23 protein-coding genes are annotated in these 23,458 nt (G+C 62.5%); 17 read left to right on the top strand and 6 right to left on the bottom strand.

Annotated features, from left to right (window positions below):
• Window positions 1-64: 64 nt before the first annotated feature.
• From X751_RS153015 to X751_RS152990, 6 genes are all read left to right on the top strand, one after another.
• The gene (locus tag X751_RS153015) at window positions 65-1,717 is read left to right on the top strand and encodes an ABC transporter substrate-binding protein (protein WP_023668187.1); all 1,653 of its coding nucleotides are present in this window, start codon (window positions 65-67) and stop codon (window positions 1,715-1,717) included.
• Window positions 1,718-1,940: 223 nt separating this feature from the next.
• A complete protein-coding gene (locus tag X751_RS153010; RefSeq protein ID WP_023668188.1) occupies window positions 1,941-2,975 on the top strand; it encodes an ABC transporter permease in 1,035 nt (344 codons plus the stop codon).
• A gap of 13 nt (window positions 2,976-2,988) precedes the next feature.
• Window positions 2,989-4,146 carry an ABC transporter permease gene (locus X751_RS153005; RefSeq protein WP_023682205.1) on the top strand — a complete coding sequence of 386 codons (1,158 nt, stop codon included), beginning with the start codon at window positions 2,989-2,991 and terminating at the stop codon, window positions 4,144-4,146.
• A gap of 48 nt (window positions 4,147-4,194) precedes the next feature.
• The gene (locus tag X751_RS153000; RefSeq protein WP_023744568.1) at window positions 4,195-6,411 is read left to right on the top strand and encodes an ABC transporter ATP-binding protein; all 2,217 of its coding nucleotides are present in this window, start codon (window positions 4,195-4,197) and stop codon (window positions 6,409-6,411) included.
• A 143-nt stretch (window positions 6,412-6,554) separates the two neighbouring features.
• Window positions 6,555-6,782, top strand: coding sequence for a hypothetical protein (locus tag X751_RS152995; protein WP_023668191.1), 228 nt, complete (start codon window positions 6,555-6,557; stop codon window positions 6,780-6,782).
• Entirely contained in the window at window positions 6,779-7,216 is a 438-nt protein-coding gene (locus tag X751_RS152990; RefSeq protein ID WP_023682204.1) for a TA system VapC family ribonuclease toxin, read from the top strand. The genes X751_RS152995 and X751_RS152990 overlap by 4 nt, the downstream gene beginning before the upstream one ends.
• A 56-nt stretch (window positions 7,217-7,272) precedes the next feature.
• Here the strand turns inward: X751_RS152990 and X751_RS152985 are convergent, their stop codons facing one another.
• On the bottom strand, window positions 7,273-7,863 hold the full coding sequence (locus X751_RS152985; protein ID WP_023682203.1) for a transglycosylase SLT domain-containing protein: 591 nt from the start codon (window positions 7,861-7,863) through the stop codon (window positions 7,273-7,275).
• Window positions 7,864-8,080: 217 nt separating this feature from the next.
• Here X751_RS152985 and X751_RS152980 point away from each other — a divergent pair, with 217 nt between their 5' ends.
• A complete protein-coding gene (locus X751_RS152980; RefSeq protein ID WP_023714801.1) occupies window positions 8,081-9,619 on the top strand; it encodes a trimethylamine methyltransferase family protein in 1,539 nt (512 codons plus the stop codon).
• Between the two features lie 78 nt (window positions 9,620-9,697).
• Complete coding sequence (locus tag X751_RS152975) at window positions 9,698-12,139, top strand: FAD-dependent oxidoreductase (protein WP_023744569.1); 2,442 nt, start codon at window positions 9,698-9,700, stop codon at window positions 12,137-12,139.
• 93 nt (window positions 12,140-12,232) lie between these two features.
• Here the strand turns inward: X751_RS152975 and X751_RS152970 are convergent, their stop codons facing one another.
• The gene (locus tag X751_RS152970; protein WP_023690818.1) at window positions 12,233-12,625 is read right to left on the bottom strand and encodes a DoxX family protein; all 393 of its coding nucleotides are present in this window, start codon (window positions 12,623-12,625) and stop codon (window positions 12,233-12,235) included.
• Between the two features lie 207 nt (window positions 12,626-12,832).
• On the opposite strand from X751_RS152970, the gene X751_RS152965 reads away from it, so the two are divergent.
• Window positions 12,833-13,321: a hypothetical protein gene (locus X751_RS152965; protein WP_023699015.1), complete on the top strand. Its 489-nt coding sequence runs from the start codon at window positions 12,833-12,835 to the stop codon at window positions 13,319-13,321.
• A gap of 76 nt (window positions 13,322-13,397) precedes the next feature.
• On the opposite strand, the gene X751_RS152960 is transcribed toward X751_RS152965, so the two are convergent.
• Window positions 13,398-14,174 (bottom strand): VOC family protein, encoded by a 777-nt coding sequence (locus tag X751_RS152960; protein WP_023733105.1) that lies wholly within the window; start codon window positions 14,172-14,174, stop codon window positions 13,398-13,400.
• Window positions 14,175-14,367: 193 nt separating this feature from the next.
• Between X751_RS152960 and X751_RS152955 the strand changes: the two genes are divergently transcribed.
• The 7 genes from X751_RS152955 to X751_RS152925 all read left to right on the top strand — a co-directional run bounded on the left by X751_RS152955 (window position 14,368) and on the right by X751_RS152925 (window position 20,201).
• On the top strand, window positions 14,368-15,084 hold the full coding sequence (locus tag X751_RS152955) for a gamma-glutamylcyclotransferase (RefSeq protein ID WP_023744570.1): 717 nt from the start codon (window positions 14,368-14,370) through the stop codon (window positions 15,082-15,084).
• A 127-nt stretch (window positions 15,085-15,211) separates the two neighbouring features.
• Window positions 15,212-16,561 (top strand): NAD(P)-dependent oxidoreductase, encoded by a 1,350-nt coding sequence (locus X751_RS152950; protein WP_023744571.1) that lies wholly within the window; start codon window positions 15,212-15,214, stop codon window positions 16,559-16,561.
• Window positions 16,558-16,911 (top strand): hypothetical protein, encoded by a 354-nt coding sequence (locus X751_RS152945; RefSeq protein ID WP_023744572.1) that lies wholly within the window; start codon window positions 16,558-16,560, stop codon window positions 16,909-16,911. The genes X751_RS152950 and X751_RS152945 overlap by 4 nt, the downstream gene beginning before the upstream one ends.
• 59 nt (window positions 16,912-16,970) lie before the next feature.
• Entirely contained in the window at window positions 16,971-18,284 is a 1,314-nt protein-coding gene (gene preA / locus X751_RS152940; protein WP_023744573.1) for an NAD-dependent dihydropyrimidine dehydrogenase subunit PreA, read from the top strand.
• Between the two features lie 454 nt (window positions 18,285-18,738).
• Complete coding sequence (locus X751_RS152935) at window positions 18,739-19,257, top strand: Rrf2 family transcriptional regulator (RefSeq protein WP_023697058.1); 519 nt, start codon at window positions 18,739-18,741, stop codon at window positions 19,255-19,257.
• 31 nt (window positions 19,258-19,288) lie between these two features.
• Window positions 19,289-19,747 carry a carboxymuconolactone decarboxylase family protein gene (locus tag X751_RS152930; protein WP_023668206.1) on the top strand — a complete coding sequence of 153 codons (459 nt, stop codon included), beginning with the start codon at window positions 19,289-19,291 and terminating at the stop codon, window positions 19,745-19,747.
• A gap of 76 nt (window positions 19,748-19,823) precedes the next feature.
• Window positions 19,824-20,201 carry a DoxX family protein gene (locus X751_RS152925; RefSeq protein ID WP_023744574.1) on the top strand — a complete coding sequence of 126 codons (378 nt, stop codon included), beginning with the start codon at window positions 19,824-19,826 and terminating at the stop codon, window positions 20,199-20,201.
• Between the two features lie 2 nt (window positions 20,202-20,203).
• Here the strand turns inward: X751_RS152925 and X751_RS152920 are convergent, their stop codons facing one another.
• Both X751_RS152920 and X751_RS152915 read right to left on the bottom strand, forming a co-directional pair.
• The gene (locus tag X751_RS152920; RefSeq protein WP_023744575.1) at window positions 20,204-20,926 is read right to left on the bottom strand and encodes an SDR family oxidoreductase; all 723 of its coding nucleotides are present in this window, start codon (window positions 20,924-20,926) and stop codon (window positions 20,204-20,206) included.
• The gene (locus tag X751_RS152915) at window positions 20,923-21,762 is read right to left on the bottom strand and encodes an SDR family oxidoreductase (protein WP_023744576.1); all 840 of its coding nucleotides are present in this window, start codon (window positions 21,760-21,762) and stop codon (window positions 20,923-20,925) included. Before X751_RS152915 ends, X751_RS152920 begins: the two co-directional genes overlap by 4 nt.
• Window positions 21,763-21,861: 99 nt before the next feature.
• Here X751_RS152915 and X751_RS152910 point away from each other — a divergent pair, with 99 nt between their 5' ends.
• Complete coding sequence (locus X751_RS152910; RefSeq protein WP_023744577.1) at window positions 21,862-22,734, top strand: helix-turn-helix transcriptional regulator; 873 nt, start codon at window positions 21,862-21,864, stop codon at window positions 22,732-22,734.
• A 9-nt stretch (window positions 22,735-22,743) separates the two neighbouring features.
• Here X751_RS152910 and X751_RS152905 read toward each other — a convergent pair whose 3' ends face one another.
• Window positions 22,744-23,373, bottom strand: coding sequence for a TetR family transcriptional regulator C-terminal domain-containing protein (locus X751_RS152905; protein WP_023744578.1), 630 nt, complete (start codon window positions 23,371-23,373; stop codon window positions 22,744-22,746).
• Between the last annotated feature and the right edge of the window lie 85 nt (window positions 23,374-23,458).

The following is a 23,458-nucleotide window of genomic DNA, read 5'->3' on the forward strand; positions in this document are numbered from 1 at the left end:
CTTTGACATCACGGCAGGGATGCGGAATGTTAAAAGGCGGAAAGCCAACAATGGGAGTTAAGGTATGACAAATTACAAGAGTAATGGCGATCGCGTTCCCGATCACATCCTGGCCATGGCCGAAGAAGCCAAGGCAGGCAAAGTCGATCGCCGCGAGTTCCTCGCCATGGCGAGCGTGTTCGGCGCGTCGACTGCGATGGCCTACGGCATGCTCGGCGTAGCCGTGCCGACCCAAGCCAGGGCCGAAGAGGTGCAGGGCAAGAAGGGCGGCATCCTTAAAGTCGCGCAATGGGTCAAGGATCCCAAGGATCCGCGCAAGGCCGACTGGTCGGAAATCGCCAATGCCGAGCGTCAGGCGCTTGAGCCGCTGGTCAAGTACACCAGCGAATACACGTTCCGCCCGTACCTTCTGGAGAGCTGGGAGGTCAACGACGACGCCACCGAGTACACGTTGCATGTGCGCAAGGGTGTGACCTGGTCGAATGGCGATGCCTTCACCGCCGATGACGTCATCTTCAATCTCAAGCGCTGGGCCGACAAGAAGGCCGAGGGCAATTCCATGCCTGGCCGTCTCGGCACGCTGGTCAAGGACGACAAGCTCGACGAAAGCGCCGTGACCAAGGTTGACGACCACACCGTCAAGCTGAAGCTCGGCAAGGCTGACATCGCGCTCATTCCGAACATGTGCGACTATCCCGGCCTCATCGTGCACAAGAGCTTCGACGAGAAGGGCGGCGACTTCAAAGCCTGCCCGATCGGTACCGGCCCGTTCGAGCTCGTCTCCTACGATGTCGGCCAGAAGGTGGTCTACAAGCGCCGCGAGGACAACAAGTGGTGGGACGGCGAGGTGTTCCTCGACGGCATCGAATTCGTCGACTACGGCACCGATCCGGCAGCCATGGTCAGTGCCTTCGAGGCCGGCGAAGTCCATACCAATTTCGAGACCTCGGCCGACTATGTGTCAATCCTCGACGGACTGGACCTGGTCAAGTCCGAAATCGTCACCGCGTCGACCATCGTGTGCCGCACCAACATCAACAACAAGCCTTACGGCGACCAGAAGGTACGCAACGCGCTGCAACTCGCGGTCGACAACAATGTCGTCCTGCAGCTTGGCTACGGAAATGCCGGCACGGTGGCTGAAAACCACCATGTCTGCCAAATCCACCCGGAATATTACGAGCTGCCCAAAGTCGCTCGCGATCCGGCCAAGGCCAAGGCGCTGATGGCGGAAGCCGGCCAGGCCGACTTCGAGCATGAGCTGATCACGGTCGACGAAGACTGGCACAAGAATACCGGCGACGCCATCGCCGCGCAGATGCGCGACGCCGGCCTCAAGGTAAAGCGCACGGTGCTGCCGGGCTCGACGTTCTGGAACGACTGGACCAAGTATCCGCTGTCGATGACCAACTGGAACATGCGCCCGCTCGGCGTTCAGGTTCTGGCGATCGGCTACCGCACCGGCGAGGCGTGGAACGAGTCGGCCTATTCCAACCCCGAATGGGATGCCAAGCTCAATGCAGCATTGGCCGTTGCCGATGCGGCCAAGCGCAAGGAGATGATGAAGGACATCGAGCAGATCCTGCAGGATTCCGGCATCATGATCCAGCCATACTGGCGCAAGCTCTACAGCCACTCGGTCAAGGCGGTGCAGAATTACAAGATGCATCCGACCTTCGAGCGCGACTACGGCAAGGTCTGGCTCGACCAGGCGTGATCGGAACGTCAGGGAAGGGGCGCTTCGCTCCTTCCCGTCACGCCTCGCTTGGTCCAGAACCGGAAGCCGCCGCAGCAAAAAGTTGCGGACTCTCCTGAAAGACCGTTCAATAAAACTGGGTTGATTGCATCCGAGTGCCGATTTGACGGCCAACTCTGCCGGCAACGGCAAAGCTGGTTTTTCGAACTGGCTCCAACCCCAACCAGACCGGCAGGGGACCGCCATGCTTTCTTTCGTAATCCGGCGTCTCGGCACCATGGCATTGACGATGCTGTGCCTGACGATGATCGTCTTCTTCCTGATCAACCTCGAGCCGAATTTGAAGAAGCTGGCGATCAGCCAGACCGAAATGCACACATCGGCCGAACAGCTCGAAAGCTGGCTGGTCAACCATGGCTACCGGCAGAACTTCTTCGTGCGCTACGGGCAATGGCTGGGCGTCGTCCCGAAGCAACCGGTGACCGATCCGGCGACCGGCAAGCCGACGCAGCGTTTCTCCTTCTGCAACGATCCGCTGGAGCCGAAATTCTCCGGCATCCTGGAAGGTGATTTCGGCTGCTCGACGAAGTTCAAAACCTCCGTTGCGTCAAAGCTCTTCCCCGCACTCGCCGCCACCGGCATTCTGATGCTCTGCGTGCTGTTGGTGATGGTACCGATTTCGCTGCTGATCGGCATCCTGGCCGGCATGCGCGAGGGCTCGCGAACGGACCGAACGCTGTCCGTCGCCTCGATCGCGTCGACGGCGACGCCCGAATATGTGTCCGGCGTCATCTTCACCGTCATCTTCGCCTCCTGGCTCGGCTGGCTGAACGGTTCGGCCGCCTCGGCAAGCCAGGGCATCACCTTCTACAATTTCACCCTGCCGGTGATGACGCTGGCGATCTACGGCATCGGCTACATCGCCCGCATGACGCGCGCCTCGATGGTCGAGGTGATGACGCAGCAATATATCCGCACCGCCCGGCTGAAGGGGCTTTCCTTCGGCAGCGTCGTCGTCAAGCACGCGCTGCGTAATGCGCTGATCGCGCCGTTCACCGTCATCATGCTGCAATTTCCCTGGCTGCTTACCGGCGTCGTCATCGTCGAGGTGATGTTCCGCTACCAGGGCTTTGGCTACACGCTGGTCGAAGCCGCCGGCAACAACGACATCGATCTGCTGCTTGGCTGTTCACTGGTCTCGGTGTTCATCGTGCTGATCACGCAGCTCATCTCGGATGTCGGCTACGCGTTCCTCAATCCGCGTATCAGAGTTCAATAGGGGGCTGGGGCAGATGCAGGTCGAATATATCGGTGCCTTCAATGTCGTGCTCGGCGTGATTGGGCGTTTCTGGCCGGTCTGGTTAGGGCTTGCCCTGGTGATGGGAGCGAGCTTCGCCTACAAGAAAAGGCTAGGCCTCTACGGCCAGCTGTTCGATAGCGGCGTCGGCATTGTCGGTGTCGGCATCTGCCTGTTCTGGCTGTTCACTGCAATCTTCGCGTCGACCGTCGCGCCCTTCGATCCGCTCGCCCAGGTCCCGATCATGAAGGATGCGCTGCCGGGCGCGCTCGAGCCGGTATCGAAACTCATCTACTATTTCGGCGGCGACAAGCTCGCCCGCGATGTCTTTTCGCGCATGGTCTATGGCAGCCAGATCGTGCTGATCATCGCACCGGCTGCGACCGGTTTCGCGCTGATGGTCGGCATTACGCTCGGTCTGCCCGCCGGCTACTATGGCGGCCGGATCGACACTGTGCTGTCCTTCCTGGCCAATCTGGTGCTGGCCTTCCCGGTGATCCTGCTGTTTTACCTGCTGGTGACGCCGGGCATCATGGATACGCCGATCCCCTACGCCATGGCCGGGCTGTTCTTCCTGTTCCCGATCATCTTCTTTTCGGTGCTGTTCTGGACCCGCTACAAGAACCGGCCGGACCGCCTCTATATATTGCTCGGGCTGACGCTGGTCATCGGCGGCTGGGTCTATGCCGGCCTGGTGTTCGACGCCGATCCGTTCAAGATCATCCACATCGATCCCAACCAGCTCAACATCTTCGTGGCGGTGGTGTTCGCCTCCAGCCCCGGCGTGTTCCGCATCGTGCGCGGCCTGGTGATGGACATCAAGACGCGCGACTATGTGGCGGCGGCGCAGACGCGCGGTGAATCGCCCTGGTACATCATGCTGTGGGAGATCCTGCCCAATGCGCGCGGACCGCTGATCGTCGATGCCTGCCTGCGCATCGGCTACACCACGATCCTGCTCGGCACGCTCGGCTATTTCGGGCTGGGCCTGGCGCCGGAGAGCCCGGATTGGGGCACCGCGATCAAGGACGCCAGCCGCCTGCTGCGCTCGTTCATCCACCCGGCGCTGCCGCCGACAATCGCGCTGATGTCGTTCGTGCTGGGCTTGAACCTGCTTGCCGACTCGCTGCGCGAACAATCGATGAAAGACTGATCTGCGGGTTTCGGCCCCGCGAGCATAAAAATAGGATTGGAGCGACCCATGAATGAGGCAGTTCGAAATCCCGGCAACCCGACCCTTGGGCCAAGCGCTGCGCCGATCATCGAGATCGAGAACCTGTCGATCTCCTTCTTCACCCGCAAGGGCGAGATCCCTGCCGTCATGGACTTTTCCTGCACGGTGATGCCGGGCGAAGCCATGGGCATCGTCGGCGAGTCCGGCTGCGGCAAGTCGACCGTGTCGCTCGGCATCATGCGCGACCTCTCCAACATCGGAAAGATCGTCGGCGGCAAGATCAAGTTCCAGGGCAAGGACATGGGCGAGCTGTCCGACGAGGAGTTGCGCTCCATCCGCGGCAACAAGATCGCCATGATCTACCAGGAGCCGATGGCGAGCCTCAATCCGGCGATGAAGGTCGGCCAGCAATTGATGGAAGTGCCGCTGATCCACGACAAGGTGTCGAAGGAAGAGGCTTACAAAAGGGCGCTCGAAATGGTGCGCTCGGTGAGATTGCCCGATCCCGAACGCATGATGCGTTCCTATCCGCACCAGCTGTCCGGCGGCCAGCAGCAGCGCATCGTCATTGCCATGGCGCTGCTGTCGAAGCCGGCGCTGCTTCTGCTCGACGAACCGACGACGGCGCTCGACGTGACGGTGGAGGCCGGCATCGTCGAACTGGTCAAGGGGCTGGGCGAGAAGTTCGGCACGTCGATGATCTTCGTGTCGCACAATCTGGGCCTCATCCTCGAGACCTGCGACCGCATCACGGTGATGTATTCAGGCGAAGCGGTCGAGACCGGCAAGATCAAGGACGTGTTCGACCGGATGCGTCACCCCTATACGCAAGGGCTGTTCCGCTCGATTCCGCTGCCGGGCGCCGACAAGAATTCGCGGCCGCTGATCTCTATCCCTGGCCAGTTGCCGCTGCCGCATGAGCGGCCCAAAGGCTGCAATTTCGGGCCGCGCTGCCACCATTTCGTCGAGGGCGTCTGCAACGCCGCCGAAATCCCGATGATCGAGGTCGCCGGTCACGAAGGGCATTTCTCGCGCTGCGTGCGCTTCAACGAGATCGACTGGGAAGCGCTGCCTCCCGGCGCCAAGAAGGTCAATGAGAAGGTCGTGCCCGGCGCCCCGGTGCTCAAGATCGAGGATTTGAGAAAATACTACAAGGTCGGCGGCAGCGAAGTGTTCGGCTCCAGCGAAGGCCGCGTCGTCAAGGCCAATGAGACGATCTCGTTCATGGCGCGCGAATCCGAGACCGTCGCCATCGTCGGCGAGTCCGGCTGTGGAAAGTCGACACTGGCCAAGGTCCTGCTGGGGCTGGAGACGGCAAGTGCCGGCACAGTGACGCTGGGCAACAAGGAGATCCAGTCGACCGGCATCGAAAAGCGCAGCGTCGAAACGGTGTCGTCGATCCAGATGGTGTTCCAGAACCCGTTCGATACACTCAATCCCAGCCACTCCGTCGGTTCGCAGATCATCCGCACGCTGGAAAAATTCAAAGTCGGCAACAATGTCGCCGAGCGGCGCAAGCGCATGCTGGAGCTGCTCGACCTGGTGAAGCTGCCGCGGGCCTTCGAGACGCGCAAGCCGCGTCAGCTCTCAGGCGGCCAGAAGCAGCGCATCGGCGTGGCGCGTGCCTTTGCCGGCGATGCCAAGGTGGTGGTGGCCGACGAGCCGGTGTCGGCACTCGACGTCTCGGTGCAGGCGGCGGTGACCGAGTTGCTGATGGACATCCAGCGCAAGAACAAGACGACGATGCTGTTCATCAGCCACGATCTGTCCGTCGTGCGCTACATCGCCGACCGCGTCGTCGTCATGTATCTCGGCTACATCGTCGAACAGGGCACGACCGACCAGATCTTCGCGCCACCCTATCACCCCTACACAGAGGCGCTGCTGTCGGCGATCCCGATCGCCGACACCAGCGTGGTCAAACGGCACATCGTGCTCGAAGGCGATATCCCGTCGGCGATGAACCCGCCGAGCGGCTGCCCGTTCCAGACGCGCTGCGGCTACAAGAGGCTGGTGCCGGACAATCTGTGCGAGACCAAGGTGCCGCCGGTGAAGCATCTCGGCAATGGCCATATGAGCCTGTGCTGGCTGTCGGACGATGTGCTGGCGACGATGGAGCCGGTGATCAAGTTCGACAGGGAACACGCAGCGCATGAGGGCGTGCCGGAAGACGCACCGCATGGGATCGGCCCCGGTTTCGCCGGCGAACCGCCGAAGCGCCCGCATGGCAAGAAGCCGAGCTGACCAGCCATAGAGGCAATGCCGCTCGTTGGCGCATTGCCGCAGCGTCGCCATAGCTCAAGGAACGACAGGCCACGTTCGCTTGAATATTGCTGTCAATTGGCTTATGTGATGCGTGATGTTTGATGCGCGATAGGGAGCATGTTGTGAGAACGACACTTGCAATCGATGACGATGTCCTACTTGCGGCCAAGGCCATGGCGCGACAGCAGGATCGCAGCGTTGGCGATGTCATTTCCGATCTGGCTCGCCGCTCACTGCGCAGGCCACCGACCGGCGGTGAACGCAACGGCATCCCCTTGCTTGCATCGCGGCCCGACGGCCCGATGGTCGATCTCGAAATGGTCAATGCGCTTCGCGACGAATTGCCGTGACCTTCCTGCTCGACGTCAATGTCTTGATTGCGTTGATCGATCCAGCTCACGTCGCGCATGAAGATGCCCATCGGTGGTTTCAATCCACCGGGCATTTATCATGGGCAACATGTCCCATTACCGAGAATGGCGTCATCAGGATTGTAAGCAACCCGAAATACCCCAATTCTCCGGGTTCGCCCGCCGTGGTGGCGCAGATTGTCGGCAAGCTGCATGCCCTTTCAGGACATCAGTTCTGGCCTGACGAGATCAGCCTTGTCGGTTCCAACGACATCGATGCAGCCAGGATCCTCACCCCGGCACAGGTAACGGATAGCTATTTGTTGGGACTCGCCAAGGCGCGGGACGGCCAATTGGCGACGTTTGACCGAAAGCTGTCGACGGCAGCGGTAAAGGGAGGGAGGTCGATCCTCCACCTGATCCCAAGCGAATGAATGGCTGAGTTCTGCTTCGATCGCAAACTGCGTGGCTGCAAGACCGCTTGGCAACGTCAGCTGCCGCATTGCTGCAGCTGTTCGGCATAGTCGCGGGCCATCTTTTCGGTCGCCCTGGCATAGCCCTGCACGCCGGCATCGCCACGGTTGCCGCGGCCGTAGGCGGTCCAGCCGAGATAGTAGGCGAGATAGAGATTGTAGGTGTCGTTGCGGGCGACGCCGAACGTGTCTGATGTCTTGGAATGATACCAGCCGACGAAATCGACGGCATCGGCAAACTTGGTCCGCCGCGCCGCCCAGCTGCCGGTTTCGCTCTGATATTGCGACCAGGTGCCGTCGAGCGCCTGCGAGAAACCGGTGGCCGACGAGACATGTTTCCACGGAATGAAGCCGAGCAGTTTGGTACGCGGCGGCCTGGCATTGCTCTTAAAACCGGATTCCTTGCGCACCGTCGCCATCAGCACGGGGACAGGGACGCCGTATTTCTGCGAGGCGCGCTCGGCGGCCGACTGCCAGTTGTCGAACCAGCCGTCGTTCTGGTCGAAGACGGCGCAGACATTGTTGATATGGTTGGGCGGCGTCGCGCAGGCCGGCAAAGCCAGCAGCACGCCAACCGCTACAATTTTACTCAAATTCGAACTACGCATGGAAGACGGATAGGCTGAAATCATAAAGGGAATCTTGCGGCGTTTCTTAACGGCTTGCCGGCCCGGCTCCGCTGAGTGGGACCTGTATCATTATTCCGACCTTTTGCGTCGCCTCTGTCTCCACACGAATTCAAAAATGCCGCCTTGGCTAAAATCACGCCCGCGAAGGGCGGATTTCTGACAGCGATATCCGGATGCCGGCGCTCTGATGCCAGGCATGAATGAACCAAGACGAAAGCGCGGCGCGGAGCGAACCAGCAACCGGGGGCCTGCCGCCATCCCGCAACTTCCACTGCGGCGGGTGACCAATCCCTATCCGCCGATGGCGATGCTCTCAGTCGACCAGGTCGAAACGATCCACCAGGCGTCGATGCATATTCTGGAAAATTTCGGCATCGAGGTGATGTCTCAGCGGGCGCTGGCGCTGTTCGAGAAGGCGGGCGCAAAGGTCGACCATGCAACGGCGAACGTCCGCATCGACCGGGGCCTTGTCGCCGAGGCGCTGAAGACCACGCAGTCCAGCTATCGGCTGACGCCGCGCAATCGCGCCAACACCATTCATCTCGGCGGCAACACGATCAATTTCACCCTCGTCGCCGGGCCGCCCAATGTGCACGACATGGAGCGCGGCCGGCGCGCCGGAAACTTGCACGACTATGCCGATCTGACCCGGCTGGCGCAGCATTTCAACTGCATCCACATGCTCGGCAACCAGGTCTGCGCGCCGGTGGAACTGCCGGCCAACACCAGGCACATGGATACCTATTTCACCAATCTGACGCTGACCGACAAATCCTTCCATGTCTCGGCGATCGGACGAGGCCGGGCGCTGGACGGCATCGAGATGATGGCAATCGCGCGCGGGCTGACGCTGGACGAGATGCGCGATGATCCCGGCATTGCCACCATCATCTCGGTCAACTCGCCGCGGCGTTTCGACGAGATGATGGCCGAAGGGCTGATGACCATGGCTGAGTTCGGCCAGTCGGTGGCGGTGACGCCGTTCACGCTGATGGGCGCGATGAGCCCGGTGACGCTCGCCGGCGCCCTGGCGCAGCAGAATGCCGAGGCGCTGTTCGGCGTGGTGCTGACGCAACTGGTGCGCCCCGGCGCGCCAGTGATGTACGGCGCCTTCACCTCCAACGTCGACATGAAGTCGGGCGCGCCGGCCTTCGGAACGCCGGAGAACACCAAGGCCAACATCGCCTCGGGGCAATTGGCGCGGCGCTACAATCTGCCCTACCGCACGACACCGGGGTCGGCATCGAATGCGGCGGACGCGCAAGGCGCCTACGAGACGCTGATGGCGCTGTGGGGCGCTGTGCTCGGCCACGGCAACCTCGTCTATCATGCCGCCGGCTGGCAGGAGGGCGGGCTGACGGCATCGTTCGAAAAGCTCATCATCGATGTCGAGATGATCCAGCACATGATGGAATTCCTGCGCCCGATCGTCGTCGACGAGGCGGAGCTTGCTGTCGAGGCGCTGGGCGCGGTGCCGACCGGCGGCCATTTCTTCGGCGAACCGCACACGCTGGAACGCTATGCCACCGCCTTCTACCAGCCGATACTGTCCAACTGGCAAAATTACGAGGCATGGCAGGAGGCCGGCGGCCTCGACACGACGGCGCGCGCGACCCGGCTGTGGAAGAAGGCGCTGGAAGACTATGTCGAGCCGGTGATGGATATCGCCGTGCGCGAGGCGCTGGAGGCGTATGTGGCCAGGCGCAAGGAAGCGATCGGGCAGGGCGAGCCGTGACTTTTTCAGCGTCGGCGCGCGGCGCTGCCTTTCTGATTCACCTTATCTCCTCAACTCATTGATAACAGAGCAAAACTCATGAAATCGCATGCAAAGGTCGTGGTCATTGGCGGTGGCGCCGTCGGGTGTTCGGTGCTGTTCCATCTGGCCCGCCATGGCTGGACCGATGTCGTGCTGCTGGAGCGCGACGAGCTGACCTCGGGCTCGACCTGGCATGCGGCCGGCGGCATGCACACGATCAATGGCGACCCCAACGTCGCCAAGCTGCAGAAATACACGATCTCGCTCTACAAGGAGATCGAGGAGCTTTCGGGACAGGCGACCGGCGTGCATCTGACCGGCGGCGTGCTGCTGGCGGCGACCGAGGCGCGGCTCGACTGGCTGCGCGGCGTCGTTGCCAAAGGGCGTTACCTCGGCATCGATCTCGAGGAAATATCGGCCAACGAAGCGGCTGAACTGATGCCGCTGATTGATCCCAAGCAGTTCGTCGGCGCCGTTCGCAACAAGGAAGACGGCCATCTCGATCCCTCCGGTGTGACGCATGCCTATGCCAAGGCCGCGCGCAAGCTTGGCGCCGAGGTCGAGCGCTTCACCAAGGTGGAAGACATTGTGCGCCGGCCCGACGGGATGTGGCGGGTCATCACCAACAAGGGCGAGGTCGTGGCCGAGCATGTCGTCAATGCCGGCGGGTTATGGGCGCGCGAGGTCGGCCGCATGGTCGGGCTGGAACTGCCGGTGCTGGCCATGGAGCACATGTACCTGATCACCGAGGATATGCCGGAAGTCGCGGCGTGGAACGCCAAGACCGGCACCGAGATCATCCACGCCGTCGATTTCGACGGTGAGCTCTATCTGCGCCAGGAGCGCGGCGGCATGCTGATGGGCACCTATGAGAAGGCCAACAAGGTGTGGTCCGAGTTCCAGACGCCTTGGGATTTCGGCCATGAACTGCTGGAGCCGGACATCGACCGCATCGCGCCGTCGCTCGAGGTCGGCTTCCGGCATTTCCCGGCCTTCGAGAGGACCGGCATCAAGCAGATCATCAACGGGCCCTTCACCTTTGCACCGGACGGCAATCCGCTGGTTGGGCCGGTGCGCGGGCTACCGGGTTTCTGGGTCGCCTGCGGCGTCATGGCGGGCTTCAGTCAGGGTGGGGGCGTTGGGTTGGCGCTGTCCAACTGGATGATCGAGGGCGATCCCGGCGCCGACATCTGGGCCATGGATGTGGCGCGCTACGGCGACTGGGCGACGATGGCCTACACCAATGCAAAGGTGCGCGAGAATTATTCGCGCCGCTTCTCGATCCGCTTCCCTAATGAGGAGCTGCCCGCCGGGCGGCAGCTGAAGACGACGCCGATCTACGATCTGCTGTCGGCCAAGGGCGCGCAATGGGGCGTGTCCTATGGGCTGGAAGTGCCGCTCTGGTTTGCGCCCGAGGGTGTCAAGGACGAGTTCTCGTGGCGGCGGTCTAGCGATTTTTCCCATGTCGCCAATGAGGTCGCGACGGTTCGTGAGAGCGTCGGCCTGGCGGAGATTTCGAACTTCGCCAAATACAAGGTGACGGGAGAAGGGGCGGCCGCTTGGCTCGACCGGATCTTTGCCTGCAAGTTGCCGAAGCCCGGCCGCATGACGCTGGCGCCGATGTTGAAGGACGACGGCAAGCTCATCGGCGATTTCACGCTGGCCAATATCGGTGCCCCCAATTCCAACGGGACCGAGTGGTTCATCGCCGGCTCCGGTATCGCCGAGCAGTATCATATGCGCTGGTTCGAGGCACATTTACCTGCGGATAGCTCAGTGCGCATAGAGGCGCTGGGGCAGAAACTGACCGGTCTGGCGATCGCCGGACCCAAGGCGAGGGAGGTGCTGGCGAAGGTCAGCCGCGCGGATGTCGCCAACACCGCATTCCCCTTCATGGCGGTCGCGAAAATGGACATCGGCCCGGCGCCGTGCCTGGTCGGCCGCGTCAGCTACACCGGCGATCTCGGCTACGAGATCTGGGTGGCGCCGGAATATCAGCGCGCTGCCTTCCAGGCGTTGATGGCGGCAGGCGCGGAATTCGGCCTCGGCCTGTTCGGCTCGCGCGCGCTCAATGCGCTGCGGCTGGAGAAAAACTACGGCTCATGGGCGCGCGAATACCGGCCGATCTACGGGCCGCTGGAGGCCGGGCTCGACCGTTTCGTCGCCTATGGCAAGGATGCCGATTTCATCGGTAAAACCGGCGCTCTTGCCGAGCGCAAGCAGGGCGGCAAGCTCAGGCTGCGCACATTTATCCTCGATGCTGACGATGCCGATGTCATCGGCGACGAGCCGATCTGGTACGATGGCGCGGTGCGCGGCTGGGTGACGTCAGGCGGCTATGCGCATCACTCGAAGAAATCCGTCGCCATCGGCTATGTGCCGAAGGAGATCGCCGATGAGAGCGACGGCTTCGAAATCGAACTTTTGGGCAAGCGCCACGCGGCGCGCGTTCAGGCAGCGCCGCTCTTTGACGCGAACTTCGAGCGAATGCGCGCCTGAAGCGCTTCGGCTTTCGCCGAGGCGCTTCAGATTCCTTTGTGCATGTCGTTATCCCAAAACCGCTGCGCACCTTTGGGCGACATGCATTGCGCGTCAGGCGTTGCGGCGGTTGTCGAGCGCGAAAGCGCCGGCGCCGGCAAACACCAGATAGAGGAAGATGAAGCAGAAGGAGATTGCCGCGTCGCCGCTGTTGTTGACCGGGAAGAAGTCGCGCGGGTAGTGCGCCATGAAATAGGCGATGGCCATCTCGCCGGCCAGAAGGAACGCGACCGGGCGGGTGAACAGACCGAGCGCCAGCAGGATGCCACCGGCGAACTCCAGGATGCCTGCAGTCATCGTCAGGCCGGTAAGAGCGTGAGGCTCGGCGCTGACCGGAAAATTGAACAGTTTCTGCGAGCCATGCTCGAGGAACTGCAGGGCTGTGATGATGCGCAGGACGCCGAGCGCCTGCGGCTGAAATCTGGCGAGACCGTCAAAAAGCTTCATCTAAACTCCATTTTTCCAACCATGTGGCCCGGCCATAAATCATCACCCGGCGCTGGACCATTCACTTCCCATGGCCTGTCATCAACAATCGGTGATTGCAATTATTTCCAGTCTGACTTCGAAATTTGCTCTCGTTATGGTTGCATACATCTCGTTAAGGTTGTATATCTGCGTGTAGACACTTCAAACCAGACGGGTTCCTTCGCCATGAAAAAAGTCGCCATCAGCCTGTTCGCAATCCTCGCAAGCACCAGTTTCGCCATGGCCGCTGATGCTGGCTGCGATGCCTTCAAATGGCCGGTGACACGCGAGCAGGAACTGTTTCCGGCAGCGCCCGCCGCGCAGTCCGGTGCCTCTCTTGCTTTCGGCGAAGCCGCGGATATGGCGCTGGAGCCGGTCGATGCGGTCAGCTTCACGGTCTCACCGCAACGCGCGCCGGCAGCCGGCACGTTCGGCGCGACGGCAAACGTGGCCGTGCCAACGGAAGGAGAGCTCCAGATCAGCCTGTCCGATGAGGCCTGGGTCGACGTCATTCAGGAGGGCCAAGCCGTGAAATCAGCGGGTTTCAGCGGCGTGAAGACCTGCCCCGGCATCCGCAAGAGCGTGCGCTTCAAGCTGACGCCTGGCGCAGCCACGATCCAGCTCAGCGGCGCCAGGAAAGAGAACCTCAAGGTCGCGGTGCTGGCGCCGGAGTGACCGCGCCCGGACGCGCCTCTCATCGCACCGGCAGTGCGATGAGAGCAGTTTCCGTGCAGGCGAGTACCGGAGGGGATCAGCGGCCCGGCGCGATCAGCGCGAAATAGGCGCCTTGCGGATCGGTGAACTGGGCAATCCATTGGCCGGTCGGCACCGGCATCGGACCCATGACAATCTTGCCGCCATTGTCGGTGACGCGTTTGGCGGCTGCGTCGATGGCGTCGACATTGAAGTAGAACAGCCACACCGGCACCGGCAGCTGTTGTGGCTTGTTCATGATGCCGCCGCCATTTTCGGGGCCGGCCGAGAAGGTCTGATAGATGCCCATCTCGCCGATGTCCATGCTACCGGCATCGGTCCAGCCGAACTGGCTGGAGTAGAAATCGAAGGCCTTCTGGCGGTCGGACGCATAAAGCTCGTGCCAGCCGACATGGCCCGGCGTCGTTGCCGGAAGGACGGGCTGGTCGGCACCATTGGGCTGCAGGAACATGAAGGCGGCGCCTTGCGGGTCGGCGACGACGGAGAAGCGGCCGACGCCGGGAATGTCGTCGGGTTTGCGGTGAACAGTCCCGCCGGCGGCTTTCAGTGCCTCGGTCGAGGCATCGGTATCGCTGGTGTGGACATAGCCGAACCAGGCCGGCTTCAGACCCGTCCTGGCTGCTTCCTCGGGCAGGGTCATCAGCCCGCCGACGCCACGCTCGGCGGAGTTCACCACGATATAGCGCGGCATGCCGGGCGCCTTGTCGAAGGGCTCGGCCCGCCAGCCGACCACGGTGGTGTAGAACGCTTGCGCCGCATCGAGGTCGCTGGTCATCAACTCGTACCAGAAGAAGGGCATTGGGGATCTCGGCATTCTCGGTCTCCTCACCTATGCATCGATCGTCGTCCGATCTATCAAAGGACGTTTTCAGCGACGCGAATCCGACAGCGAACCGGAGCAAATTCAACGGCTGCGTTGACACATCGTTCCGCACTTCGCCCCACCGGCGGCTTGCACTTGGGGCGGTTTTCGACTTTCCTTGGGGCAAACGAGGGGTAGTCGTTTCATGCGCCTTATGTCGCTCACGCCTGAGCTTGTGTCACTGTGTCATCGCGAAGAGGTCGATCCCGGACCCGACTGCAGTTGGACGCAGCTGAACGATGAGGATTACCGGACATTAGCCTTGCGGCTGTCTGAAGAAGCAGACGAGGGGCCTTTGTGGGTGTTCGCCTATGGCTCGCTGATCTGGAAGCCGGCTTTCGAATCCGTCGAACGCCAGCGCGCCACCGCTTTCGGCTGGCACCGCTCCTTCTGCCTCGACATGGTGCGCTGGCGCGGCAGCGTCGCGCAGCCGGGGCTGATGATGGCACTCGAACGCGGCGGCCGATGCGACGGCGTCATCTACCGCCTGCCCGACGGCGACAAGCCGGAGCAGATCGAAAGACTGTTGCGGCGCGAGATCGACGACCATGAGAGTGTCAGCTCGGTCCGGTGGGTTCCGGTGCGCACGGAGCAGGGCCGGATACGGGCGCTCGGCTTCTGGGTCGGGGTGACGGGCAGGGGAACCTCGCTCGGGCAGCCGCTGGACACCGTGGCGGGGGTGCTTGCCAGAGCCTGCGGCCATGTCGGCTCAGGCGCGGAATATCTCTACAACACCGTCAGCCACCTCGAGGAATTCGGCATCCGCGACCGCAATCTGTGGCGGCTGCAGCAACTGGTCGCCGATGAGATCAGGTCGATTCATGGCGGCGCTACGAACTCCGGCCTTTCGCCCGTGATGTAGGCCATAACATGATTGAAAAAATCATATTATCAGCTAGTCTTTTCAGCGGCTTGGGTCGAAAATTGACCAATTGATAAAAAAATAAAACGTGCTAGCCTTCCCCAAAACGAAAACAGGGGAACTGACGATGCCAGAAGGCCAGTTCAAGGACGGCATTGCCGGCGGCCGGCTTGCCGCCGACCAGTACGCCGAGAATTTTTCCGATCTGCATCCGCCGCTCGATCACCACGAAGCGCTGGTCGAATCCGACCGCTGCTATTTCTGCTACGATGCGCCGTGCATGAACGCGTGCCCGACCTCGATCGACATTCCGCTGTTCATCCGCCAGATATCGACCGGCAACCCGATCGGTTCGGCCAAGACGATTTTCGACCAGAACATACTAGGTGGCATGTGCGCCCGCGTCTGCCCGACCGAGACGCTTTGCGAAGAGGTCTGCGTGCGCGAGGTGGCGGAAGGCAAGCCGGTGCAGATCGGCCGCCTGCAGCGCTACGCCACCGATGTCGCCATGGCCGAGCACAAGCAGTTTTATTCGCGCGCTGAAACAACCGGCAAGTCGGTCGCCGTGGTCGGCGCCGGGCCGGCCGGCCTCGCCGCCGCGCACCGGCTCGCTCGCCACGGCCATGACGTCACCATTCTGGAAGCCCGCCCGAAGGCCGGCGGCCTCAACGAATACGGCATCGCCGCCTACAAGAGCATCGACAATTTCGCCCAGGCCGAGGTCGACTATGTCACGGGGATCGGCGGCATCGACATTCAGAACGGCAGGGCGCTCGGCCGCGACTACCAGCTGTCGGACCTGATCCGGAATTACGATGCCGTCTTCCTCGGCATGGGGCTTGGCGGCGTCAATGCGCTGCGCGCCGATGGCGAGGACGCCGGTGGCGTCGTCAATGCAGTGGAGTTCATCGCCGAACTGCGGCAGGCCAGCGATCTCGCGAGCCTGCCGGTCGGCCGGCGCGTCGTCGTCATCGGCGGCGGCATGACGGCGATCGACGCCGCGGTGCAATCGAAGCTGCTCGGCGCCGAGGAGGTGACGATCTGCTACCGGCGCGGCCAGGAACACATGAACGCTTCCGAGTTCGAGCAGGATCTGGCTGCCGCCAACGGCGTCACCATCCGCCATTGGCTGCAGCCGAAGCGGGTGATCGCTGAGGGTGGCAAGGTGTCGGGCATCGAACTCGAATACACCGCGATGAACGGCGACAAGCTCGCCGGCACGGGAGAGCGGCTGACGCTCGTCGCCGACCAGGTGTTCAAGGCGATCGGCCAGAGCTTTGTGCCGGCGGCACTTAACGGCAGCGGTGCTGCGATCGAACTCGAAGCCGGCCGCATCAAGGTCGACGCGGAAGGGCGCACCTCGCTCGCCAATGTCTGGGCCGGCGGCGACTGCATCTTCGGCGGCGACGATTTGACGGTATCGGCCGTCGCGCAAGGCCGCGATGCGGCGGAGAGCATCAACCGGGCCCTGCGATGATGGCGCCGCTCCTCGCTGCCGTCATCGGCACCGCGGCAATGCCGGCGGCTTCAGGGGATTATTGGCTCTATGCGCAATGGTGCGACCAGAAGGGTGAAGAGCGGATGATCGTCGAGGCGTCCGGTGTCGGCTTCAGCGAGCACACGATCTGCCAATGGACAGCCGGGTCGCCAACTGGCGACCTGGTACAAACGACGGTTTCATGCGCGAGCGTCTATCTCAACGGAGAAGAGACCATGCGCATGGATGAAAAGACGGTCGGGCTGGAAGCGCGCAAGGGCGATCCGGACCAGATCACGGTAACGGTCGAAGGCGAACCGCCATCGGTTTTTCTTCGATGCGAGGAATGATCCGATAGGCAACGCTTTAAGGTGGCGGTAAGCCCGCCACGGCCAGAGGAGAAAGACCCATGGCAGACATCCGCAACAATTTCGTCGGCATCAAATCGCCCAATCCGTTCTGGCTGGCTTCGGCGCCGCCGACCGACAAGGCCTACAACGTCATCCGCGCCTTCAAGGCGGGCTGGGGCGGCGTCGTGTGGAAGACGCTGGGCGAAGAAGGTCCGCCGGTGGTCAACGTCAACGGCCCGCGTTATGGCGCGATCTGGGGGGCGGACCGGCGCCTGCTCGGCCTCAACAATATCGAGCTGATCACCGACCGCGATTTGCAGGTCAATCTGCGCGAGATCAAGCAGGTCAAGAAGGACTGGCCCGACCGCGCCATCGTCGTCTCGCTGATGGTGCCATGCGTCGAGGAAAGCTGGAAGGCGATCCTGCCGGTGGTCGAGGAGACCGAAGCCGACGGCATCGAGCTCAATTTCGGCTGCCCGCACGGCATGTCGGAACGCGGCATGGGCGCGGCCGTCGGCCAGGTGCCGGAATACATCGAAATGGTGGTGCGCTGGTGCAAGGCCAACACCCGTATGCCTGTCATCACCAAGCTGACGCCGAATATCACCGATGTGCGCAAGCCGGCGCGCGCCGCACTCTCCGGCGGAACCGACGCGGTGTCGCTGATCAACACCATCAACTCGATCACCGGCGTCGACCTAGACAGTTTTGCGCCGCAGCCGACCATCGACGGCAAAGGCTCGCATGGCGGCTATTGCGGCCCGGCGGTGAAGCCGATTGCCATGAACATGGTGGCCGAGATCGCCCGCGATCCGGAAACGCGCGGCCTGCCGATCTCCGGCATTGGCGGCATCACCACCTGGCGCGATGCGGCTGAATTCATGGCGCTCGGCGCCGGCAATGTGCAGGTGTGCACGGCGGCGATGACATACGGCTTCAAGATCGTGCAGGAGATGATCGCCGGTCTCGAAAACTGGATGGACGAGAAAGGCCACGCCTCGCTCAACGACATTGTCGGCCGCGCCACGCCCAACGTCACCGACTGGCAGTATCTCAACCTCAATTACATCGCCAAGGCGCGTATCGACCAGGACGCCTGCATCAAATGCGGCCGCTGCCACATCGCCTGCGAGGACACTTCGCACCAGGCAATCACCAACATGGTCGACGGCGTCAGGCATTTCGAGGTGATCGAGGCCGAATGCGTCGGCTGCAATCTGTGCGTCAATGTCTGCCCGGTCGAGAACTGCATCACCATGGAGCCGCTGGCCGCCGGCGTCATGGACCAGCGCACCGGGAAGCCGGTGTCGCCGATCCATGCCAACTGGACGACGCACCCGAACAACCCGATGGCCAAGGTGGCCGCGGAGTAGACTTGGGTTCCTCGCCCCGATCGACGTCTACGTTGTGCACTCATCTTCTGTGACTGGTCGGCGTGAGGGCTTGGTTGCCACGTGGTTCCCCCAATCCGTCGCTGCTTCGCAGCGCCGCCTTTCCTCCCTCCGGAGGGAAAGGAAGGGAGCTTTACTGGACGAACGTTGGACGGCAAAAAACTTGGCGCCGTTCCTCTCCCCCGTCGATCGGGGGAGAGGTGGCTCGGCGAAGCCGAGACGGAGTGGGGGTCGATCAGCGCAATATAAGACAATGCATGCGCCAAGCCGCCATACACGCTATCGCCACAGACCAGCCGCCCGGAAATGTGTGCAGGCCGCAGACCGGGATGCCCAAGTTCTGTGAAGCCATTGCTATATGTGAATTTCCGCATTCCCCTATTGCAGATAAAATTTATCCACGATATAAGATATCCATGAATAGGAGCGCAACATCGTGAAGCTGGGCGAGGGTGTAGAAGCGGCCATCCATTGCGCGGCCACACTGGCCAGCGTGGAGGGCAACAGCACGATGCCGGGTGCTGCTTTGGCAGAGTCCTTCGGCCTGTCGCCGAGCTATCTGCTGAAACATCTGAACCAGCTGACTGCTGCGCGCATCCTGGAATCGGTGCCGGGACCGGCGGGCGGCTACCGGCTGGCGCGTCCGGCCGAGCGCATCACGCTGCTCGATATCGTGCTTGCGGTCGAGGGTCGCGAGCCGGCCTTCCGCTGCGGCGAGATCCGCCAGCGCGGCCCGGTCAAGATCGATGCTTCGGCCTATGTGAAGCCGTGCGGTATCAATGCCGCGATGCTGAAGGCCGAGCGCGCCTATCGCGCGGCCCTCGCGGAAACCCGGTTGTCCGACATCGTGGCTGATTACAAGGCCGAAGGCGATCCGCGATCGTTTGCCGCCAGCTGTGCCTTTGTCGCGCGCCATCAGCGGCCGCAGAAACCCGCTTCGACCAAACAGATTTAATCCCCGCCAAACAGATGTGAAAGGAAAGACGATGAAACAGAGACTGCAATTCTTCGCCAAGGCGCCTGAGATCATGAAAGCCGTGTCGGCGCTCAACAAGGCGGTCGACGAATGCGGGCTTGAAGTGAGCCTGCTGCATTTGATCAAGCTCCGCGCCTCGCAGATCAATGGCTGCTCCTACTGCGTCGAGATGCACAGCCGCGAGGCGAGGCGCGATGGCGAAACCGAGACACGGCTCTATCTGGTTTCGGCCTGGAAGGAGTCGCCGCTGTTTTCCGAGCGCGAACGCGCGGCGCTTGCTTGGACCGAGGCAACGACCCTGATCGCCAACAATGGCGTTTCGGACGAACTCTATGCCCGCACGCTAGAGCACTTCTCGGAAGAGGAACTGGTCAAGCTGTCGGTCGCGATCGGCATGATCAACACCTGGAACCGGCTCTGCATCCCGTTCCACGCCATTCACCCGATGCCGGCGGCCAAAGCAGCCTGACCGTCCGGTTAGTCATGGAGCGCCGTGGAAAGGGCGGCGCTCCACCTGTTTCATGCTTAAGTACGGGGAAGATTTCATGCCTGTCGATTTGCCTTCGACCTTTTTGTTTCTCGGCCGCCTGTTGCTCGGCGGCGCCTTCGTTTGCGCCGGCCTGCGCAATGTTCAGAACGAGACCTTCCTGACCGGGCTGATGACCGCGCGCGGCGTGCCGCAGGCGAGATTGGCGTTGTGGGCCGGCATCGTCCTGCAGACCATTGCCGGCGCGCTGTTGATGGCCGGCCTGTGGACTGCGACCGCCTGCGCCGTGCTGCTGCTGTTTCTCATCGTCGCCACGCCGATGTTCCACAATTTCTGGGACCATCAGGGCCCGGACCGGGCCTCGCGCATCAACGGCTTCGTCGGCAACGTCGCCCTGGCCGGAGGCTTTCTCACGCTGATCGCACAGTCGCTGTAAGGTCACGCCGCGAAGCGCAAACCGCCATCGCAGGTCAGCACTTGGCCGGTCATGAAGCCGTTGGAGACGAGAAAGGCGATTGCGCCGGCGACGTCCTCGGCGCGGCCGATCCTGCCCACCGGGGTTTTGCCGGCATATTCGCTGAACACCGCCTGCTGCTGGTCTTCGGCCAGAAAATCCCACCATGGCGTGTCGATGACGCCGGGCGCCACGACGTTGACGCGCAGAGGCTTCAGTTCGACCGTCAGGATCGGCACCACCGTCAGCAGCATGCCGTTGACGGCGGCAATGCCAGCCACGCCGGGCGCCGACAATTGGGCGGACACCGCCGAGATGAAGGTGACCGATCCCGATCTGTCGAGCGTCGGCAAGGCAGACTGCAGGCAGGACAGCTGCGGCCGGACTTTCTCGTCGACGCCGCCGGCGATGTCTGAGAGGTCGAGGGTTTCGAACGGCCCAAGTCCCTTGCCGCCGCTGGCGGCCAGCACGAGGTGATCGAACGGTCCGAGTTCCCCAAAGAACTGGCGAACTTCGTCCGGCTTCGAAGCATCGAAGGCAGCTTTTTCGGCGGCGCCGCCGAGGCTCTTCCAGGCGCTGGTGAGCTTGTCCTGGTTTCGTCCGGTGATGGTCACCTTCATGCCTGGGCCCAGCAGTTTTCGCGCCGTTGCGAGGCCGATGCCGGATGAGCCGCCGATGACGACCGTGTGTTCGATCTTGCCGGTCATGAATGCTGTTCCTTCGATTTTGGGGAAGCCTGGCCGACGAGGTCGAGGCTCAGGGTTCGCAATTGCTGTCTGGCCTTGGCATCATAGGCTTGTGCGTCGGCGCGGGCCTCCCTTTGGCCGTCGAAATAGAGGCCACTGCGGCCCTCCAGGGCGGGCGATGTCGCGAGGTTGAGAATGGCGTCGGCGCCGGTCTCGACCGAGCTCCATGGCGTCACGCCGGCTTGGCGGACCATGGTGGTGTTCATGTAGCTCGCTGGATGCAGAGCGTTGACGGTGACGCCGCTGCCTTTCAACTCTCCGGCCAGGTCGATGGTGAACAGGATCTGCGCCAGCTTGCTCTGGCAATAGGCGCGCACGCCGTCATAGGAACGTGTCAGCATGACATCGCCGAAATCGATCGCCTGCTGGCCGGCCGAAGCGACGTTGATGATGCGCGCCGGCGAACTCGCCTTGAGCAGCGGCAGCAGTTCCGAGGTCAGCAGGAAACCGGCGAGATAGTTGACCGCAAAGCGCAGTTCGAAGCCGTCGGCGCTGAGCTGTCGCTTGGCGCCGGCCGTGCCGATGCCGGCATTGTTGATGAGGATGTCGAGCCGGTCGGTTTTTGCGCGTACGGCCTCGGCAAGGCGGCGGACCTCGGCTAGCGAGGCGAGGTTGGCGGCGAGGAACTCGGCCTTGCCGCCGGCGGATTCGATTTCTGCGACGGTTGCCTTGCCGCGAGCCGCGTCACGGCCATGCACCAGCACGCGCGCGCCGCCGGCGCCCAGCCTTTGCGCGACGACACGGCCGACGCCGTCGGTCGAACCGGTGATGAGGATTGTCTTGTCTTTCAGATCCATATTCAGAGCCTCCATCTCTCTGGATGGAAGATGGGGCGCCTGACCCAGCCCAAACAGTTCAAACTTTATCCTGGTATCAATACTGCTATAATAGCTCTCATGGATGCCCCCACGCACTCCGCTGAAGACAGCCGCCGGCGCGAGCTTGGCGCCTTCCTGCGCTCGCGCCGCGAAAGATTGACGCCGTCCGCCACCGGCATCGCGACCGGCCTGCGGAGACGCACGCCAGGCTTGCGTCGCGAGGAAGTGGCGATGATCGCCGGCGTCGGCACCACCTGGTACACATGGCTAGAGCAGGGGCGCGAGGTCAGACCCTCGGTGGAGGTGCTAGCGGCGCTCAGCGAAGCGCTGCGCCTCGACGCCGTTGAAAGGCGGCATCTGTTCATCCTGGCAGGCCGCCAGCAACCGGAGAACCGCGTGGCTGCGCCGGAAAAGGTCGATGGCCCGCTGATGCATATGCTGGAGAGCCTGGTGCTGCAGCCGGCCTATGTCGTCGGGCGGCGCTGGGATGTGCTGGCCTGGAATCCGGCTGCGGTAGCGGTGTTCGGTGATTATGGCCTGCTAGAGGGCGACGCCCGCAACATCGTCCACATGGTGTTCACCAATCCGCATCACCGGCGCCTGCTGGTTGACTGGGAGCAATTGGCGCGCACCTTGCTGGCCTCGTTCCGGGCGGAAAGCGCCCGCTATGTGGGCGATGCGGATTTCGAGCGGCTGATCGTGCTTATGACGCGCTCAAGTCCGGAGTTTCGCGACTGGTGGCCGCAACGCGACGTGGCACGCCGATTGTCGGGGGTGAAACATGTCCGACATCCGAGCGCCGGCGCCATGACGTTCGAGCATATGAGCCTGTCGATCGACGACGGCTCGGACATGAAGCTGATCGTCTACACGCCGCTGGCCGAACAGAATTCGATCGAGAAGCTGCAGAATTTGCTTGAGGCGATGCCGGCGGAGCGCCGCAGCGCCTGACGCCCAAGGTCAGCCCTTCGGCTTCAGCCCATCAATGAACAACTGCTCCAGAAACCGCGCCGCATCCTCGAAGCGGCCGTCGCCGCCGCGATCGGGCCCGAGCACCGAGCGGACCTGGACATCGAAATCGGCATAGTGCTGCGTCGTCGCCCAGATCGAAAAGATCAGGTGCCAGGGATCGGTGCGGGCGATTTTTCCTGCGCGCATCCAGCCCTTGATGACGTTGGCCTTCTCGTCGACCAGCGTTTTCAGCTCACCCGCCAGCAGCGGCATGATGCGCGGCGCGCCTTGCAGGATCTCGTTGGCGAACAGCCGGCTTTCCCTGGGAAAATCACGCGCCATTTCGAGCTTGCGCCGGATGTAGCTCCTGAGCTCGGTCAGGGGGTCGCCGATGTCGTCGAGTTCACGTAGCGGCGCCAGCCACGTCGCCAGCAGCCGCTCCATCAGCGTTTCGTGGATGTCTTCCTTGCGGCGGAAATAGTAGAGCAGGTTCGGCTTCGACATCCCGGCGGCCTCGGCGATCTGGTCGATGGTCGAACCGCGAAAGCCGTTGGCGGAGAAGACTTCGAGGGCTGCCTCCAGGATCAGTTCGCGCTTTTCCTGCTGGATGCGGGTGCGGCGAGGGGCTGAGCCTTCCATGGCGCCGCTCACCCCTGCAAGCCTTGGCCGCAGGGTTCATCTGGACCAATTCTCTGGACCAGTTTTTCTCTTACCCGTGGAGCGC

The organism is Mesorhizobium sp. LNJC394B00, from assembly GCF_000502555.1.
In the GTDB taxonomy this organism is placed as follows: domain Bacteria; phylum Pseudomonadota; class Alphaproteobacteria; order Rhizobiales; family Rhizobiaceae; genus Mesorhizobium.

What these genes read in the sequence shown, in the direction of transcription:
- X751_RS152925 (WP_023744574.1), top strand. Translation starts at nt 19,824, where the DNA reads ATGCCTGTCGATTTGCCTTCGACCTTTTTGTTTCTCGGCCGCCTGTTG.
- X751_RS152955 (WP_023744570.1), top strand. Translation starts at nt 14,368, where the DNA reads ATGCGCCTTATGTCGCTCACGCCTGAGCTTGTGTCACTGTGTCATCGC.
- X751_RS153000 (WP_023744568.1), top strand. Translation starts at nt 4,195, where the DNA reads ATGAATGAGGCAGTTCGAAATCCCGGCAACCCGACCCTTGGGCCAAGC.
- X751_RS152970 (WP_023690818.1), bottom strand. Translation starts at nt 12,625, where the DNA reads ATGAAGCTTTTTGACGGTCTCGCCAGATTTCAGCCGCAGGCGCTCGGC.
- X751_RS152950 (WP_023744571.1), top strand. Translation starts at nt 15,212, where the DNA reads ATGCCAGAAGGCCAGTTCAAGGACGGCATTGCCGGCGGCCGGCTTGCC.
- X751_RS152965 (WP_023699015.1), top strand. Translation starts at nt 12,833, where the DNA reads ATGAAAAAAGTCGCCATCAGCCTGTTCGCAATCCTCGCAAGCACCAGT.
- X751_RS152960 (WP_023733105.1), bottom strand. Translation starts at nt 14,174, where the DNA reads ATGCCGAGATCCCCAATGCCCTTCTTCTGGTACGAGTTGATGACCAGC.
- X751_RS153015 (WP_023668187.1), top strand. Translation starts at nt 65, where the DNA reads ATGACAAATTACAAGAGTAATGGCGATCGCGTTCCCGATCACATCCTG.
- preA (WP_023744573.1), top strand. Translation starts at nt 16,971, where the DNA reads ATGGCAGACATCCGCAACAATTTCGTCGGCATCAAATCGCCCAATCCG.
- X751_RS152985 (WP_023682203.1), bottom strand. Translation starts at nt 7,863, where the DNA reads ATGCGTAGTTCGAATTTGAGTAAAATTGTAGCGGTTGGCGTGCTGCTG.
- X751_RS152980 (WP_023714801.1), top strand. Translation starts at nt 8,081, where the DNA reads ATGAATGAACCAAGACGAAAGCGCGGCGCGGAGCGAACCAGCAACCGG.
- X751_RS152905 (WP_023744578.1), bottom strand. Translation starts at nt 23,373, where the DNA reads ATGGAAGGCTCAGCCCCTCGCCGCACCCGCATCCAGCAGGAAAAGCGC.
- X751_RS152915 (WP_023744576.1), bottom strand. Translation starts at nt 21,762, where the DNA reads ATGGATCTGAAAGACAAGACAATCCTCATCACCGGTTCGACCGACGGC.
- X751_RS153010 (WP_023668188.1), top strand. Translation starts at nt 1,941, where the DNA reads ATGCTTTCTTTCGTAATCCGGCGTCTCGGCACCATGGCATTGACGATG.
- X751_RS152920 (WP_023744575.1), bottom strand. Translation starts at nt 20,926, where the DNA reads ATGACCGGCAAGATCGAACACACGGTCGTCATCGGCGGCTCATCCGGC.
- X751_RS152910 (WP_023744577.1), top strand. Translation starts at nt 21,862, where the DNA reads ATGGATGCCCCCACGCACTCCGCTGAAGACAGCCGCCGGCGCGAGCTT.
- X751_RS152975 (WP_023744569.1), top strand. Translation starts at nt 9,698, where the DNA reads ATGAAATCGCATGCAAAGGTCGTGGTCATTGGCGGTGGCGCCGTCGGG.
- X751_RS153005 (WP_023682205.1), top strand. Translation starts at nt 2,989, where the DNA reads ATGCAGGTCGAATATATCGGTGCCTTCAATGTCGTGCTCGGCGTGATT.
- X751_RS152945 (WP_023744572.1), top strand. Translation starts at nt 16,558, where the DNA reads ATGATGGCGCCGCTCCTCGCTGCCGTCATCGGCACCGCGGCAATGCCG.
- X751_RS152930 (WP_023668206.1), top strand. Translation starts at nt 19,289, where the DNA reads ATGAAACAGAGACTGCAATTCTTCGCCAAGGCGCCTGAGATCATGAAA.